The sequence below is a fragment of the Cupriavidus laharis genome, assembly GCF_914271435.1.
In the GTDB taxonomy this organism is placed as follows: Bacteria; Pseudomonadota; Gammaproteobacteria; order Burkholderiales; family Burkholderiaceae; genus Cupriavidus; species Cupriavidus laharis.
In genome coordinates this window covers 172,366-189,195 of record NZ_CAJZAI010000001.1, presented here as the reverse complement: position 1 = coordinate 189,195, position 16,830 = coordinate 172,366, and the positions used below count along the sequence as shown (strand labels likewise).

The following is a 16,830-nucleotide window of genomic DNA, read 5'->3' as shown; positions in this document are numbered from 1 at the left end:
CTGCAACACAGCCTCTCCGGGGGGAGATTCAAAATGAACCAGAAACGATCCGAAGCCGCCAGCGGCACCCGCATCCTGGTGCTGGCTGCCATCCTCTGCACACCGCTGGCCGCCGCGGCGCAAACCGCCATCGAGGCCGGCAACCTCACCAAGGCCACCGCGCCGTCAGCAGGCAAGGCGCCCCAGGCGCCGATGCAGATGACCATCAGCATGACGCCCGCCGGCGCTGCGCCGGTCGGGTCCGCACCGCCGGTGCCGGCCGCTGACGCACGCGGCCCCAATTGCACCGGCTCGGTCCGCCATGAGTCGAGCGTGATCGTTCCTGTCGGCAAGTCTCAGTTGATCACGCTGCAGGAACCGGTACGCAATCGCACGCTGGGCAACCCGAACGTCGTTCAGGCCACGATGGTATCGCCGCAGACGCTCTATGTACTCGGGCGCGCGGTGGGAACCACCAACATGATCGTGCAGGGCCGCAGCGGCAGCTGCAGCATCATCAACGTGGTGGTCAACGCCGACGCCGGTGGGCTGCAGACATCGCTCAGCCAGCTCCTGCCCGGCGAGCCAGGCATCCGCGTGATGACCGCCGCAGACAACCTGGTGCTGACCGGCAGTGTCACCAATGCGCAATCGGCCCTGCAGGCCATGGACATCGCGCAGGCCTATGCCAATGCGGCGCAGGGCGGTGGCGGTGACGCCGGCAAGAAGGGCGGCGTGCTCAACATGATGTCGGTCGACACGCCGCAACAGGTGATGCTCGAAGTGAAGGTGGCGGAGGTCTCGAAGACGCTGCTGAACCAGCTCGGCACGTCGGTGAACCTGCAAGGCGGCTTCGGCTCCTGGACCGGCGGCCTGGTGACGTCGCTGCTGACGGGCGCCTCCGCGGCGATCTTCGGCAGCAAGGCCAACAACAAGCCATTCCAATTTGCGGTTGACGCGCAGAAGAACGACAGCCTGGTCAAAATCCTGGCCGAGCCGAACCTCGTTACCATTAGCGGTCAGGAAGCCAGCTTCCTCGCCGGCGGCAAGATCTACATCCCGGTGGCGCAGGCCAATGTGCTGAACGGCGCCGGCACCGTCACGCTGCAGGAAGAAGAGTTCGGTGTGGGGCTGAAGTTCACGCCGACAGTACTCGCCAATGGCCGCATCCACCTGAAGGTGGCGCCGGAAGTGTCGGAGCTGTCGCCCACGGGCGCAACCGTCAGCGGCAGTTCATTGGCGGGCCAGACCGTGCTTCCGCTCATCACCACCCGCCGTGCGTCCACCACGGTGCAGATGCGTGATGGCGAGAGCTTTGCCATCGGAGGCCTGCTGCAGGACAGCGCACGCGGTTCTCTCAAGGCGCTGCCGGGCGCGGGTGAAGTGCCGGTGCTGGGCACGCTGTTCCGCAGCACGCAGTACCAGCAGGACCTGACCGAACTGGTGTTCATCATCACGCCGCGCCTGGTCAAGCCGCTGCCGAACAACAACTATCCGCTGCCCACCGACAGCTTCGCCACGCCAGACCCGTTCTCCCTGTACTTCATGGGCAACCTGGAAGGCAGGCGCAATGCACCGCCCGCCCCGGCCCCTGCCCCGTCGCAGCCGGCCGCCCCGGCCCCGGCCGCAGCGCCCGCCACTGCACCGTCGGCGCCTCGCAGCGAAGCCACCCCGGCCACGTCGATCTCCGCCATGCCGATTGGCCGGCCGCTGGACGAACCGTCCGCTGTGGCGGTTCCGTCCCCGGCAACGCCCCCTTCACCGGCCCCGACGGCCCCGCAGCCAGCGGCCGCTGCACCAAAGCCGGCCGATGCATCAGTGCGCAGCGTGGCGGCGCTGCCGCCGCCCGAGGACACCGCTGCACGCATCGCACGCATCGAAGCCACCGCTGCGCGGCTGGCGCAGGCTCGGACCGCCGGCACGGCAACGTCCGGCGCCGCATCGGGCAGCAACTGAGCGGCCGCGCCATCAGCAAACCGGAGAACGACCATGAGCAAGATCTCGAAGCTTTCGCGCGGCGCTGCCGCCCTGGTGCTGGGCACCCTGTCCTGCCTCGGGCTGTCAGCCTGCATGACATCCACCCCGGTGTGGGACGGGCAACGTGGCGTGGCGCTCGCCACGGTCACCCAGATGCAGATCATCAACCCCGATGCGCCGGCCGGATTGCCAACGGTCACCGGTACCGACGGCAAGACCGCGGTGGCCGCGATGCGGAACTTTGACCGCTCGCTGAGCCGCATGCAGACGGCCGGCGGCGCGCCAGGCGGCTTCTCGGTCGATTTCGGCGCGGGCGGCTACGGCGGCATGGGCATGGGCGGGGGCAGCTCACGCTGAGTCCGCCACAGGCTCGCCATCGCTTCCGTCCCAGGCTAACTAGAACAGAGACTCGTGAGGACACCATGCTGAAGATCCTGATCGCATCCGAGAACACCGAACGGCTGACCGAGATCAGCCGACTCTGTGCCGCCGTCGGGAACTTCCGGGCCATGTCGCTTCAGGAAGGCCTGGCCCGCTTCCCGCTCCATGCCAGCCGCCTGCGCATGGCGGACCTGCTGATCGTGGAGCTGCCGGACCTCGGCCCGGCACAGATGCTGTCCATCGAGGCCCTGCGCCAGCAACACTCCGACCTGCCCTGCATCCTGGTCACGCAGGCGCCGGGTCCGGATGTGTTGATCAAGGCGATGCGCGCCGGCATCCGCGACGTGCTGTCATGGCCGCTGGACAAGGCACAGCTGGCCGAGGCCCTGAAGCGTGTCGAAGCCACCCACGTGCCGCGCACGCATGAAGCCGCGCAGGTCATCTCGGTGATCTCGTGCAAGGGCGGCGTGGGTACAAGCTTCGTCACCGCCAACCTCGGCGACACGATTGCCAGGCAACACGGAAAACGCGTGCTGGTGGTGGACCTGAACCGGCACTTCGGCGACCTGACCCACATCGTCAGCGACAAGACACCGCCGTCCACGCTCCCCGACATCTGCGGCCAGATTGAGCGCATGGACGCCGCCTTCCTCGATGCCTGCCTGGTCCACGTTGACAGTGGCTTCGATGTGCTCGCCGGAGCCACGGATCCGGTCAAGGCCACAATGATCCAGAAGGACAAGCTGGAGTGGATCCTGTCTGTCGCACAGCTGAACTATGACTTCATCCTCTTCGATATGGGCCAGAACATCGACCCCCTGTCGATCGGCGTGCTGGACCAGAGCGAGCGCATCTATGTCGTTGCGGAGCCCGCCGTCGCGTGCGGGCGGCCAGGCCGCCGCATGCTGGATATCCTTCGCGCATTGCACTACCCGGCCGGCAAGATCCAGCTTGTGCTGAATCGCACGGGCCGCAAGAACGAGGTACCGCGCGCGACCATGGAAGAGATCTTCGGCATGAAAGTGGCATTCGCCCTGCCCGACGATCCGTCTGCGGTGGATGAAGCGGTAAGCCACGGCGAGCCTGTTGGCAAGCTGAGCCGGCGCAGCGCCATCACGAAAGCGCTGCAGGCCATGGCTGCACAACTGGCCACCCCGCCCGAGACCGGCCGCCATAGCAAAGCCGATGCTGTATCGCCGCTACGCCGCCTGATGTTGCGCACCAAAAGCACCTGATGATGGCGTGCCTGGCCCGCGCTGAACCCTATTCAAAATCAAGGAGCCCATCATGTCGATCCGCGAACAACTGGCGGGAGCCGGCCCTGCATTCACGGCCAATGGCCATGCCGCGATCCAGTTCACGACTGCAACGCCGGCTGGCACGACTACGTCACCGGGCTACCACGCCCTCAAGCGCGACGTGCACGAGACCGTGCTGGACCGGGTAGAGCTCGAGCGCCTGGCACGCTTTCCGCAAGAACAGGTGAAGCAGGAAATCGCCGCGCTGGTCAACCTGATCATCGACGAGCAAAGGGTTCTGCTCAATGACAACGAACGACGCCAGCTGACGGTCGAGATCTACGATGAGATGTTCGGCTTCGGTCCGCTGGAGCCGCTGCTGAAGGACCCCACGGTCTCGGACATCTTGGTCAATACCGGGCGCCAGACCTATGTGGAACGGCGCGGCAAGCTGGAACTAACCGACGTGGTGTTCTACGACGATGCGCACTTGATGAAGGTGATCGAGAAAATCGTCTCGCGCGTGGGCCGTCGCATCGACGAGACCAGCCCCATGGTGGATGCGCGCCTGCCAGACGGCTCGCGCGTCAACGCCATCATTCCGCCTTCGGCCATCGACGGGCCCCTGCTGTCGATCCGCCGCTTTTCCGTCAATCCGCTCCAGGTTTCGGACCTGGTGGAACTGCGCAGCCTGACACCGCCGATGGCGCAACTGCTACAGGCTTTGTCCAAGGCCAAGGTCAATGTGCTGGTATCGGGCGGTACCGGCAGCGGCAAGACCACGCTGCTGAATATCCTGTCCGGCTTTATCCCTGAGGACGAGCGCGTGATCACCATCGAAGACGCGGCCGAACTCCAGCTGCGCCAGCCCCATGTGCTTCGGCTGGAAACGCGCCCGCCCAACATCGAGGGCAAGGGTGAGATCACGCAGCGCGCGCTGGTGCGCAACGCGCTGCGGATGCGCCCGGACCGGATCATCCTGGGTGAGGTACGCGGCGGCGAGGCGCTGGACATGCTCAACGCCATGAACACCGGCCATGAGGGATCGCTGACGACCATCCATGCCAACACGCCGCGCGATGCGCTGACGCGCCTGGAGAACATGGTCAGCATGGCTGGCCTGACCATGCCGGCCAAGGCCATGCGGCAGCAGATCGCCTCGGCGATCACGGTGATCGTCCAGGCTGCGCGCCTGACCGACGGCCGGCGCAAGATCATCAGCATCTCGGAAATCACCGGCATGGAAGGCGACATCATCAACATGCAGGAGATCTTCACCTTCCAGCGCACCGGCGTGGACAAGGACGGCACCGTCCGTGGCCATTTCCGCGCCACGGGCGTGTACCCGAAGTTCGCCGAACGGCTGCGCGTATTCGGCGTGGGACTGCCCGACGAAACCTACGATCCGGCCAAGCGCCATGAAGTCTGAGGCTGCCACGGAATATCACGGCGAATACGCCATGCGGAGACACTCATGAGCATGATCTTCTATGCCTTTGGCATCCTGCTGTTCGTGGCCGTGGTGCTCTGCGTCGAGGGTATCTTCATCTGGTGGAACAGCACCCATGGCGCGGCGGCCAAGCGCATCGAGGCGCGGCTGCGGGCGCTGTCCGCCGGGGGCCAGGTCAGCGCCGAGCAGTTGTCGATCCTGAAGAAGCGGCTGCTCGCCGGCTCGCCGCGCATGCAGCAATGGCTGATGAGCCTGCCCCGCGTCGGCGCGCTCGATCGGTGGCTGGAGCAGTCGGGAAGCTCATGGTCAGTGGCCCAGTTGCTGGGCTACTGCGCGACGGTGGCGCTGTGCACCATTGCACTGATTCCGATAGTACCGGTGCCGATGCCGCTGATGCTAGTCGCCGCCGCAGTGGCTGCGATCCTTCCGGTCCTTCATGTGATGCGCCTGCGCGCCAAGCGAGTCCGGCAGATGGAAGCTCAACTGCCCGACGCTGTCGACATGATCGCCCGTGCATTGCGCGCGGGACACTCCTTCAGCGGTGCGCTCGGCATGGTCGGCCAGGAAATGAAGGCACCGATCGGCCCCGAGTTCCGCACGACCTTCGAGGAAATTAACTACGGCGTGGCGCTCGATGAAGCCATGACCAACCTCGCCATTCGGGTACCGGTCGGCGACCTGCGCTACTTCGTGATCGCTGTCCTGATCCAGCGCGAAAGCGGCGGCAACCTGGCGGAGATCCTCGACACCATCGGCAACATGGTGCGCGAACGCCTGAAGCTGTTCGACAAGATCCGGGTACTGTCCGCGGAGGGACGCATGTCTGCCTGGGTGCTGGGCCTGCTGCCCTTCGCCACCGCCGGGGTGATCCTGATGATCAATCCAGGCTTCATGAAGGTGCTGTGGGAGGATCCGATTGGCCTGAAGATGGTCGGCGGCGCGCTGGTGTCAATGACGTTCGGCGTATTGTGGATGCGCAAGATCATCCGCATCCGGGTATGACGCAACCACCGGCGCGGGCAGAACCGGAACCGCGTAGTGATTCAACACATGGGGCTTGGGCAGCCAGACCGACGGGAGTCCATCATGCAAGGCATCATCCAGGGGTTTCAGGCCGATCAGCTTGTCGTGCTTGGGTTGATCTTCGTTGCGGCATTCGGCACGGTGTTTGGGGTGCTCTACGCGTTCTCGCCAAACCGCATGCGCGGCAGGGCCGAGCTGATAGGAGGTCGGGCGGGACAGCCAGGCGTTGACGCCGGAGAGCATCGCGCCTGGGTTCGCAAGCTGGCCCAATGGGCTCAACCAGTCTCGCGCCTGTCGCTGCCCAAGGAAGGATGGGAAAACTCGCAATTGCGGGTGCGCTTCATGAACGCCGGATGGCGTGGCGCAAGTGCTGCCCCGCTGTACTTTACCGCCAAGACGGTGCTTGCTGTCGCCTTGCCGATGATCGGTCTGATCGCGGCCAGTGGCCATCCCGGGATGCAAGGACAGCAAACCATGCTTGCCTTGCTGACCGTGCTTGCCGCCATCGGCTATTACCTGCCGAATGCCGTACTGGCTCGCAAGGTGGCCGAGCGCCAGCGCACGGTGTTCGAAGAATTTCCGGACGTCATCGATCTCCTGACGGTATGCGTGGAAGCCGGCCTCGGCCTCGACGCGGCGCTGATGCGCGTGGCTGACGAACTGGCCCTGCGCTGCCCCGTCCTTGCCGACGAACTGCAGTTGATGCTGCTGGAGCTGCGCTCTGGCTTTTCCAAGGAGAAGGCGCTAACCAACCTCTCGCTGCGCACAGGAGTGGAGGACGTCGACAAGTTCGCATCCATGCTGATTCAGGCCGACCGCTTCGGCACCAGCCTGGGCGACTCGCTGCGCGTGCTGTCGGACATGCTGCGCACCAAGCGTCGTATGCGGGCGGAGGAACAGGCAGCCAAGATTGCCCTGAAGCTGTTGTTCCCGCTGATTTTCACGATCTTCCCGTCACTGCTGCTGGTACTGCTGGGTCCGGCATTCATCCAGATCTATCGCGTCCTGTTGCCGACCATGGCCGGCCAGGGTGGATAGCCTCTCCGGGTAACCGGTAACGGTTCCCCCGGCTGTCTCCCGGTGCAACGCCGGCAAGACGGTCTTTTGCCCGGACCTGGCTCCGGGCCTTTTCGCTTGCTGCGGGTGCACTACGCAGGCGCTTGAGCGCTCACCCGGAGCCGAGGGACTTGACCGGATCGCCGGCCTTCTTAAGAATTCAAGCACCGTCGCCCGACACGGCGCACAGTGCGAACGAATTCGCCCGGAGTCCTCCATGAAACTACGCATCCTGAGCGACCTGCATATCGAACACGCCATGCCCCAGTCCGTACCGGCCTGCGAGGCCGATATCGTGGTACTGGCCGGCGATATCGCCAATGGCCGCGACGGCATCGACTGGGCGGCCCGCACCTTTGGCCAGCCGGTGATCTACGTGCCGGGCAACCATGAGTACTACGAAGGCAATTTCGACGCCGTGGAGCGGTTGATGGCGGATGCTGCGGCCACTCATCCCGGTATGCACCTGCTCAACGGCGCGGTGGCGGAGTTCAGCGGCGCCAACGGACGGATACGCGTCCTGGGCACGACCTGGTGGACAGACTATTGCCTGTTCGGCACCGACAGGCGCGAGGCATCGATGCAGGCCTGTTCGACAGTGATGCTGGACCACCGGCTGATCGAGCTCAATGGCGACGACGGACACCTGCGGCACTTCCTGCCGGAAGACGCGCTGTCACGTCACGAAGCGGCGTCTGCCTGGCTTGCGGGGCAACTGGCGCGGCCCTTCGATGGCAAGACCGTGGTAGTGACTCACCATGGCCCAGACCTAGGCAGCCTAGATCCGCGCTATTCGCACGACCTGGTATCCGGTGGCTTCCTGTCGCGACGGCCTGACTTGGTAGCGCAGGCCGACCTGTGGATCCACGGTCATACGCATACCAGCTTTGACTATTGCATCGATGACTCGCGCGTGGTGTGCAATCCATGTGGCTATGTCAGCCGCCGCACCGGCGAGCTTGAGAATCCGCGGTTCGACTGGTGCTGCGTGGTTGAGATCTGAACTCTCGCAGGCGCAGAGCTCTCACCACGACCTTCTTCCACTGCGCCAGCGGAATCGCTGTATCCGGCAGCCGTAGCTCAAGATACTGGCGCCTTCGCCGCACTGCCTGACGAAAGCGCAACCATGCTATTGGTAGATCTGGCGATAAGGCCACACCAAGGATGGGCTGTCTGCTCGGACTGCACCAAGAGCCTGAGCTAGGGCAACATGGCGCAACCCACGGCCAGATTCCTCGCAAGTTCATTGACCGTACAAGGCCGACCAGTACAAAGTCGGTACCAAGTACAGTTCCGGCATTTCGCAGACATTGGTGACACACCAGATTGCCAAGCACAGTTGGCAGCTCAGCAACAACGTCTACTCGCACATCAGCGATCAGTGCGGCCTAAGGGCTGTTGCTGAATCTGTTCGTGAGCTCTTGCCCCGTGCGAGTTCGCTTGCACACACACCACTCTGGGCTTTATTGCACCAACCGGGGCGGTTGCAAGACCCCGTAATCTGTACCAACCCCGCCCGAGCCCTTGGCCGTGCACTTGCTCTGGTCCGCGGACATCTGCACCAATACATACGGGAGCTTACCGTTGTCCGCATCGAGGATATGGACACAGGCAAACGCCACGACTACCGGCTTGGTCTTGGGGACCAGCGTATCCACCACCGGAACAATCCCCCACTCGCACGTTTTGTTGCCCGCTGCCGAGCAATCATGCACGTAGTTGTAGAGGCTGTTTTCCGTACCAGGCTGGATATACGTCCCCGGATCTTCCCCCACCGCCAAATGATCGGTGGCGTTATCGTTGGTCCGACTTACCAGCTTGCGCACAAACGGCACATCGTTTGCCTCGCTCTTGAAGGTCGTCCACTGTCCGGACTCACAGATGTCATAGTGGTAATCTGAGCCGATTTGGAATTTAAACGGTTCACCCTTGACCTGCGGGGTCGTGCTGTTGGGCAGGGGGTTGTTGTCCGGAGCGAGCTTTGGCGTCTGGTTGGACGTGTCCCAGTACTTTGAGAACAGACAAGACGAGAGCGCGATCGGGAACAGACTTTGCGGCCCGATATTCCCCGGGCTAGACATCACCGCAGTAGCAGACGCCGAAGGCGACATACTCACGATCCCCATGATTCCCGCGAGGAACGTCTGCACGACGCCGTTGGTGTCAGCGTTCTTCGTGATCACTACCCGAACGGCCGGTAGATCTGACGCGGTCTTGGTGATCGGCGGCGATTGCAGTCCGCGCACCCCGTTGATGTCCCAATACCCAGAAGACGCATCCCCTACGGTGACCGTGACGTTCTGGACTTTGTTAAGCGTCACCATGTTTCGGGCGCGTTGCTCTGCCGTCGTCCAATCCGGGGCGGTAGCCGTAGCGTTCCCGCACTCCGTACGCGGGTAGATACACGGTGCCGCAGCCAGCGCCGCAGCGTCCGCGGCGTTCTGCAGCTCATTGCGCGCCACCATGAGATTCCCGATATCAATCGCAAGGGCCGCGAGGCTCAGCAACATTATGAGCATCACCGCCGTCTTGATCGCAACCGCTCCTTTCTGTTTCTTGAGTTTCGGTTGCATGATCGACTCCTCCGTGTCTGTGACTACGTTTTATTCGTTGTTCATCACCGCAGTGCTGGACAGCACTAGCGGGTTTGCGAAGGCTGAATAAAGCCGCCCCAACCAAAGGCCGCTATACGTCCAGGAGACCTTGACCGTCAGCGGCTGGCCGAAGCTTCCCCCGATCCCCACCGTCGCATCGACCACTGGGGTGTTCGTCGTACCGAAGGTGATCAGGTAGTTCGCGGCGTATTGCTGCACCACGGCGTTGACATCAGCCGCGGTGTACTTCGGGGACCGCAACACAATCCCTGCTCGCGCGCCCTCTCGTGCGGCGTTGGTAAGCACCGCCTTGTTGTACAAGCCAATCCCGAAATCCACGATACCGAATACGATCATCAGAAGGATCGGCAAGACAATGGCAAATTCAACTGCGGCCACGCCTTTTTGCTTTTGCTTAGCTTGCATTTTGCGTCTCCTTCTTCTCCACCCCGAGCGTGAGCACGATGGGGCGGATTACAAGCCCTACCGACGTACATGCATTCTTGGCGATGCGTACGGCCATTGGTATCGATCCAATGGCGGAACAAGCCGACAGGCTGACAGCCGGGAAGCGATCAAGAAATGAAACACGGGGCCGCGAAAGCCGGAGGCAGCGAGGTCTCGGATCCGTCCCGAAACAGGACAAGGCCGGCGTGACCGCCTCAATAGTGCAAGCGGATGCACTTGCGAGAGAGCTATGTCGTATTGACGTACCTGCGTCGACCCCAGCCAAGCCCGCTGCGTGTTGCAGACTTGATTCATACCTCTGGCGACAGGCCGCGCCATCACCAACCTGGCATCGAGCAAGTAAAAAAACCCCCGCAAGCTTTCGCTTGCGGGGGTCTTCTCAGACAGCCTGCCGGTTAAGGCAGTCAGTCAGCGTGATTACATCATGCCTTCCATACCACCCATGCCGCCCATACCACCCGGCATTGCCGGAGCCGACTCTTCCTTCGGCGTCTCAGCCACGGCGCAGTCGGTGGTCAGCATCAGCGAAGCCACCGAAGCGGCGTTCTGCAGTGCGGTGCGGGTGACCTTGGTCGGGTCCAGCACGCCCATTTCCACCAGGTCGCCGTACTCGCCCGAAGCAGCGTTGTAGCCGTAGTTGCCCTTGCCTTCGATGACCTTGGCAACGACGACCGACGCTTCTTCACCAGCGTTCAGCACGATCTGGCGCAGCGGCTCTTCCATGGCGCGCAGCACGATCTTGATACCGGCGTTCTGGTCGGCGTTGTCGCCGGTCAGTGCCGAGATCGCAGCGCGGGCGCGCAGCAGGGCCACGCCGCCGCCGGGGACGATACCTTCTTCCACCGCAGCGCGGGTGGCGTGCAGGGCGTCTTCCACGCGGGCCTTCTTTTCCTTCATTTCGACTTCGGTGGCAGCGCCAACCTTGATCACGGCAACACCGCCGGCCAGCTTGGCCACGCGCTCTTGCAGCTTCTCACGGTCGTAGTCCGAGGTCGCTTCTTCGATCTGGGCGCGGATTTGCTTCACGCGGCCTTCGATCGCAGCTGCGTCGCCGGCGCCATCGATGATGATGGTGTTTTCCTTGCCGATCTCGATGCGCTTGGCCTGGCCCAGGTCGTTCAGGGTCGCCTTTTCCAGCGTCAGGCCGATTTCTTCGGCGATGACGGTGCCGCCGGTCAGGATGGCGATGTCTTCCAGCATGGCCTTGCGGCGGTCGCCGAAGCCCGGAGCCTTGACGGCGGCGGTCTTCAGGATGCCACGGATGTTGTTCACCACCAGGGTCGCCAGGGCTTCGCCTTCGACGTCTTCAGCGATGATCAGCAGCGGGCGGCCAGCCTTGGCCACTTGCTCCAGCACCGGCAGCAGGTCGCGGATGTTCGAAACCTTCTTGTCGAACAGCAGCACGAACGGGCTGTCCAGCTGGACAACTTGCTTTTCCGGGTTGTTGATGAAGTACGGCGACAGGTAGCCGCGGTCGAACTGCATGCCTTCCACGACTTCCAGCTCGTCGGCCAGCGACTTGCCGTCTTCGACGGTGATCACGCCTTCCTTGCCGACCTTGTCCATGGCTTCGGCGATGCGCTCACCGATGGAGGCGTCGCTGTTGGCCGAGATCGCGCCAACCTGGGCGATTTCCTTGCTGGTGGTGGTGGGCTTGCTGACCTTCTTCAGCTCTTCCACGGCGGCGGCGACAGCCTTGTCGATACCGCGCTTCAGGTCCATCGGGTTCATGCCGGCGGCGACGAACTTCATGCCTTCGCGCACGATCGACTGGGCCAGCACGGTAGCGGTGGTGGTACCGTCACCGGCGTTGTCGCTGGTCTTGGAAGCCACTTCCTTGACCATCTGGGCGCCCATGTTCTGCAGCTTGTCCTTCAGCTCGATTTCCTTGGCCACGGACACACCGTCCTTGGTCACGGTCGGGCCGCCGAAGCTACGCTCCAGCACCACGTTGCGGCCCTTCGGACCCAGGGTAACCTTCACTGCGTTGGCGAGGATGTTCACGCCTTCGACCATCTTGGCACGGGCGGCGTCGCCGAACACTACATCTTTTGCTGCCATGTTCTGATTCTCCTAATTCTGTACGGTGAGACGGGTCGACAAGTGATTACTTGTTCACCACGGCCATGATGTCTTCTTCGCGCATGACCAGCAGTTCCTGGCCTTCGACCTTCACGCCCTGGCCGGCGTACTTGCCGAACAGCACACGGTCACCCACCTTCACGTCGAGGGCGATGTTGTTGCCCTTGTCATCCTTCTTGCCCGGGCCGACGGCCAGCACTTCGCCTTGATCAGGCTTCTCAGCGGCGTTGTCGGGAATCACGATGCCGGATGCGGTCTTGGTTTCGTTGTCCAGACGCTTCACGATCACACGGTCGTGCAGAGGACGCAGGTTCATACGGACTCCTAGATACAAAAAGTGAGTTTTGATTCACAAACCGGCCACGATTCAGAACTCGCTGGCCGCGGAATTTCGGGTACCGCAGGGGGCTGTTAGCACTCACCCCCAGCGAGTGCTAATTATAGGGACGGGGTATGGCCATTTCAAGACAGCGACTTGATGCGGGTTTTCCCTTGGTCGCTGGAATCAGGCAGGCCACGGCCATTGACTGCGGGAATTCCCGGGGCCGCCAGATGGCGAAACGCCATTGGCTTCCGGTCAGCGACCAACCACAATGTCCCCGGGGGGTTGATGTCCGCCCCGACAGAGTGACGGCAAGCCGTCACGCCTGTTTCCGCTGACCGGCATGGCGAACGTGCCATGCCGTCTGCACCCGTCCCTGCGAATCAACCATTCCGACGAGGCGCCGCCCGCTATGGAAGCCGACAATGACGAGCAGGTCCTCTGTATCCGCCCCGGCCGTTGCGGCGACTTGCTGCAGGCTGCTGCCGTCGTGACTCGCCGCGCCCGGCCGTCCCGGCTCGCCAGATCCCCCCATTCCACATGAACCACCAACCCATCAAGTCGCTCCTGATCGCCAACCGTTCGGAAATCGCCATCCGCGTCATGCGCGCGGCCGCCGAGATGAACATCCACACTGTGGCGATCTACTCTCGCGAAGACCGGCTGGCCCTGCACCGCTTCAAGGCCGATGAGAGCTACCTGGTCGGCGATGGCAAGAAGCCGCTGGCCGCCTACCTGGACATCGACGACATCCTGCGCATCGCGCGCGAGACCCGGGTCGACGCCATCCACCCCGGCTACGGCTTCCTGTCCGAGAACCCTGACTTCGCGCAGGCCGTGATCGATGCCGGCATCCGCTGGATCGGCCCCTCGCCCGAGGTCATGCGCACGCTCGGCAACAAGATCGCCGCGCGCAACGCGGCCGTGGCCGCCGGCGTGCCGGTGATGCCGGCCACCCGCCCGCTGCCAGCCGACCTGGAAACGTGCAAGCAGCTTGCCGACGAAGTGGGCTACCCGATCATGCTCAAGGCCAGCTGGGGCGGCGGCGGGCGCGGCATGCGCGTGCTGGAGAGCGAGCGCGACCTGGAGCCCTCGCTCGCCGCCGCGCGCCGCGAGGCCCTGGCCGCCTTCGGCAACGACGAGGTCTACTTCGAGAAGCTGGTGCGCCGCGCCCGCCACGTCGAAGTGCAGATCCTGGGTGACACCGCCGGCAACGTGGTACACCTGTTTGAGCGCGACTGCACCGTGCAGCGGCGCAACCAGAAGGTGGTCGAACGCGCGCCTGCGCCCTATCTCGACGACAGCACGCGCCAGGCACTGTGCGACGCCGCACTGCGCCTGATGCGCTCGGTCGGCTACACCCATGCCGGCACGGTCGAGTTCCTGATGGATGCCGACACCGGCCAGTTCTACTTCATCGAGGTCAACCCGCGCATCCAGGTCGAGCACACCGTGACCGAGATGGTCACCGGCGTGGACATCATCAAGGCGCAGATCCGCATCACCGAAGGCGGCCTGCTGGGCCACCTGGAAGACGAGTTCGACGCAGCCGGCAACCTCACCGTGCATGCCGCCGGCGTGCCGCCGCAGGCGCAGGTGCAGCTCAACGGCCATGCGCTGCAATGCCGCATCACCACCGAGGACCCGGAGAACGGCTTCCTGCCGGACTACGGCCAGCTCACCGCCTACCGCAGCGCGGCCGGCTTCGGCGTGCGGCTGGATGCCGGCACTGCCTATGGCGGCGCGGTCATCACGCCCTACTACGATTCGCTGCTGGTCAAGATCACCACATGGGCGCCGACCGCGGCCGAATCGATCCGCCGCATGGACCGCGCGCTGCGCGAATTCCGCATCCGCGGCGTGGCCTCGAACCTGCAGTTCCTGGAGAACGTGGTCGGCCATCTGGCCTTTGCCAGCGGCGAGGTCACCACGCGCTTCATCGACACCACGCCAGAGCTGCTGGCCTTCACCAAGCGCCGCGACCGCGCCACCAAGCTGCTGGCCTACCTTGGCGAGATCAGCGTCAACGGCCACCCGGAAACGCGCGGGCGCGTGCTGCCAGCGCTGCCGATGGACAAGCCGCTGCGCCCGCGCGTGGACGCACGGGCCGCCATCCCGCCCGGCACGCGCGACCGCCTGCGCGAGCTCGGCGCCGAGAAGTTTTCGCAGTGGATGCTCGATCACAAGCCGGTGCTGCTGACCGACACCACCATGCGCGACGCGCACCAGTCGCTGTTCGCCACGCGCATGCGCACCGCCGACATGCTGCCCATCGCGCCGTTCTACGCGCGCGAGCTGTCGCAGCTGTTCTCGCTCGAATGCTGGGGCGGCGCCACCTTCGACGTGGCGCTGCGCTTCCTCAAGGAAGACCCGTGGCAACGCCTTGCGCAGCTGCGCGAGCGGATCCCCAATGTGCTGTTCCAGATGCTGCTGCGCGGCTCCAACGCGGTCGGCTACACCAGCTATCCCGACAACGTGGTGCAGTTCTTCGTGCGCCAGGCGGCGTCCGCCGGCGTGGACCTGTTCCGCGTGTTCGACTCGCTCAACTGGGTGCGCAACATGCGCGTGGCAATTGACGCCGTGCGCGAGAGCGGCGCGCTGTGCGAAGGCGCGATCTGCTACACCGGCGACCTGTTCGACGGCAACCGCGCCAAGTACGACCTGAAGTACTACGTGGGCATCGCGCGCGAGCTGCAGCAGGCCGGCGTCAACATCCTGGCGGTCAAGGACATGGCCGGCATCTGCCGCCCGCGCGCGGCCGCCGCGCTGGTCAAGGCCATCAAGGAGGAAACTGGACTGCCGGTGCACTTCCACACGCACGACACCAGCGGCATCTCGGCTGCGTCGGTGCTGGCCGCGGTCGACGCCGGCTGCGACGCGGTGGACGGGGCGCTCGATGCCATGAGCGGCCTTACCTCCCAGCCCAACCTGTCCTCCATCGCCGCGGCGCTGGCCGGCAGCGAGCGCGACCCCGGTCTCAGTCCGGAGCATCTGCACGATGCCTCGATGTACTGGGAAGGCGTGCGCCGCTACTACGCACCGTTCGAGTCCGAGATCCGCACCGGCACCGCCGACGTCTACCGCCACGAGATGCCCGGCGGCCAGTACACCAACCTGCGCGAGCAGGCACGGGCGCTCGGGCTGGAGCACCGCTGGACTGAAGTCTCGCGTGCCTACGCCGATGTCAACCAGCTGTTCGGGGATATCGTCAAGGTCACGCCGACCTCCAAGGTCGTGGGCGACATGGCGCTGATGATGGTCGCCAACGACCTGACCGCGGCCGACGTGGCCAACCCGGCGCGCGAGATTGCCTTCCCGGAATCCGTGGTGTCCTTGTTCAAGGGCGAACTGGGCTTCCCGCCCGACGGCTTCCCCGACGCCCTGTCACGCAAGGTGCTCAGGAGCGAGCCACCCGCGCCCTACCGCCCCGGCGACCACCTTGCGCCGGTGGACCTGGAGGCGGCGCGTGCGCAGGCCGAGGCCGCGTGCGGGCACTCGCTGGACGACCGGCAGCTCGCCTCGTACCTGATGTACCCGAAGGTCACGGCCGACTACTACGCACACGTGACGCAGTATGGCGACACCTCGGCCGTGCCGACGCCGGCGTTCTTCTACGGCCCGCAGCCGCAGGAAGAGGTGGCCATCGACATCGCGCCGGGCAAGACGCTGCTGGTGAGCCTGCAGGGCGTACACCCCGATGTCGACGACGGCGTGTTCAAGGTGCAGTTCGAGCTCAACGGCCAGCCGCGCACGGCACGCGTGGAAAAGCGTGGCGCCGCGCAGAGTGGCAAGGCGCATCCGGTAGCCGACCCTGGGAACCCGCTGCATGTGGCTGCGCCCATGCCGGGTTCGGTGGTCACCGTGGCAGTGGCGCCCGGGCAGCACGTCGGCGCAGGCAGCGTGTTGATTTCGCTCGAGGCCATGAAGATGGAAACGCATATGACGGCCGAACGGGACTGCGTGATCAAGGCGGTCCATGTCAGCGCCGGGACACGGGTTTCGGCGAAGGACCTGCTGATTGAGCTGCAGGACGTGGCCGAGACTGCACCGCAATAGCACGCCAGGCCTGATGGCGGCGCTGCCGCCATCAGGCCTGGCCTTGTCTTCGTCGGAGTCGGATCCGGGCGAAGGGTTTTGTGCTCCGGCCGGTGGGTCGGGGCGTTTTTTTGCTGAATTGCTGGGTCAGTGGGAATGATTGGGTTGGCGTGCCTGGCGCCGGACTACCTGGCCATTGCCGGCGCGCTCGCCGGCCCATGTCCG

The 16,830-nt window shown here is 64.4% G+C and carries 12 protein-coding genes; 8 read left to right on the top strand and 4 right to left on the bottom strand.

All coding sequences use genetic code 11. The annotated features are described in order from the left end of the window. The first annotated feature begins 33 nt into the window (after positions 1 to 33). The 7 genes from LDO29_RS00850 to LDO29_RS00820 all read left to right on the top strand — a co-directional run bounded on the left by LDO29_RS00850 (position 34) and on the right by LDO29_RS00820 (position 8,107). Positions 34 to 1,935, top strand: a complete 1,902-nt coding sequence (locus LDO29_RS00850; RefSeq protein ID WP_224077904.1) for a type II and III secretion system protein family protein — start codon at positions 34 to 36, stop codon at positions 1,933 to 1,935. Positions 1,936 to 1,968: 33 nt separating this feature from the next. Next, a complete protein-coding gene (locus tag LDO29_RS00845; protein ID WP_224077903.1) occupies positions 1,969 to 2,313 on the top strand; it encodes a hypothetical protein in 345 nt (114 codons plus the stop codon). A gap of 65 nt (positions 2,314 to 2,378) precedes the next feature. After that, positions 2,379 to 3,572 carry an AAA family ATPase gene (locus LDO29_RS00840; RefSeq protein ID WP_224077902.1) on the top strand — a complete coding sequence of 398 codons (1,194 nt, stop codon included), beginning with the start codon at positions 2,379 to 2,381 and terminating at the stop codon, positions 3,570 to 3,572. Between the two features lie 52 nt (positions 3,573 to 3,624). Then, on the top strand, positions 3,625 to 5,004 hold the full coding sequence (locus LDO29_RS00835) for a CpaF family protein (protein ID WP_224077901.1): 1,380 nt from the start codon (positions 3,625 to 3,627) through the stop codon (positions 5,002 to 5,004). Positions 5,005 to 5,049: 45 nt separating this feature from the next. Further along, positions 5,050 to 6,027: a type II secretion system F family protein gene (locus tag LDO29_RS00830; protein WP_224077900.1), complete on the top strand. Its 978-nt coding sequence runs from the start codon at positions 5,050 to 5,052 to the stop codon at positions 6,025 to 6,027. 84 nt (positions 6,028 to 6,111) lie between these two features. Beyond that, positions 6,112 to 7,086, top strand: a complete 975-nt coding sequence (locus LDO29_RS00825) for a type II secretion system F family protein (RefSeq protein ID WP_224077899.1) — start codon at positions 6,112 to 6,114, stop codon at positions 7,084 to 7,086. A 235-nt stretch (positions 7,087 to 7,321) separates the two neighbouring features. Beyond that, positions 7,322 to 8,107: a metallophosphoesterase gene (locus LDO29_RS00820; protein WP_224077898.1), complete on the top strand. Its 786-nt coding sequence runs from the start codon at positions 7,322 to 7,324 to the stop codon at positions 8,105 to 8,107. 460 nt (positions 8,108 to 8,567) lie between these two features. Here the strand turns inward: LDO29_RS00820 and LDO29_RS00815 are convergent, their stop codons facing one another. The 4 genes from LDO29_RS00815 to groES form a co-directional block, all read right to left on the bottom strand. After that, positions 8,568 to 9,677 (bottom strand): pilus assembly protein TadG-related protein, encoded by a 1,110-nt coding sequence (locus LDO29_RS00815; protein ID WP_224077897.1) that lies wholly within the window; start codon positions 9,675 to 9,677, stop codon positions 8,568 to 8,570. Between the two features lie 30 nt (positions 9,678 to 9,707). Then, on the bottom strand, positions 9,708 to 10,124 hold the full coding sequence (locus LDO29_RS00810; protein ID WP_224077896.1) for a TadE/TadG family type IV pilus assembly protein: 417 nt from the start codon (positions 10,122 to 10,124) through the stop codon (positions 9,708 to 9,710). Positions 10,125 to 10,583: 459 nt separating this feature from the next. Continuing rightward, a complete protein-coding gene (groL, locus tag LDO29_RS00805; RefSeq protein ID WP_224077895.1) occupies positions 10,584 to 12,227 on the bottom strand; it encodes a chaperonin GroEL in 1,644 nt (547 codons plus the stop codon). Positions 12,228 to 12,273: 46 nt separating this feature from the next. Beyond that, a complete protein-coding gene (gene groES / locus LDO29_RS00800; RefSeq protein WP_063237002.1) occupies positions 12,274 to 12,564 on the bottom strand; it encodes a co-chaperone GroES in 291 nt (96 codons plus the stop codon). Positions 12,565 to 13,110: 546 nt separating this feature from the next. On the opposite strand from groES, the gene LDO29_RS00795 reads away from it, so the two are divergent. Then, positions 13,111 to 16,626 carry a pyruvate carboxylase gene (locus tag LDO29_RS00795; protein ID WP_224077894.1) on the top strand — a complete coding sequence of 1,172 codons (3,516 nt, stop codon included), beginning with the start codon at positions 13,111 to 13,113 and terminating at the stop codon, positions 16,624 to 16,626. Positions 16,627 to 16,830 lie beyond the last annotated feature (204 nt).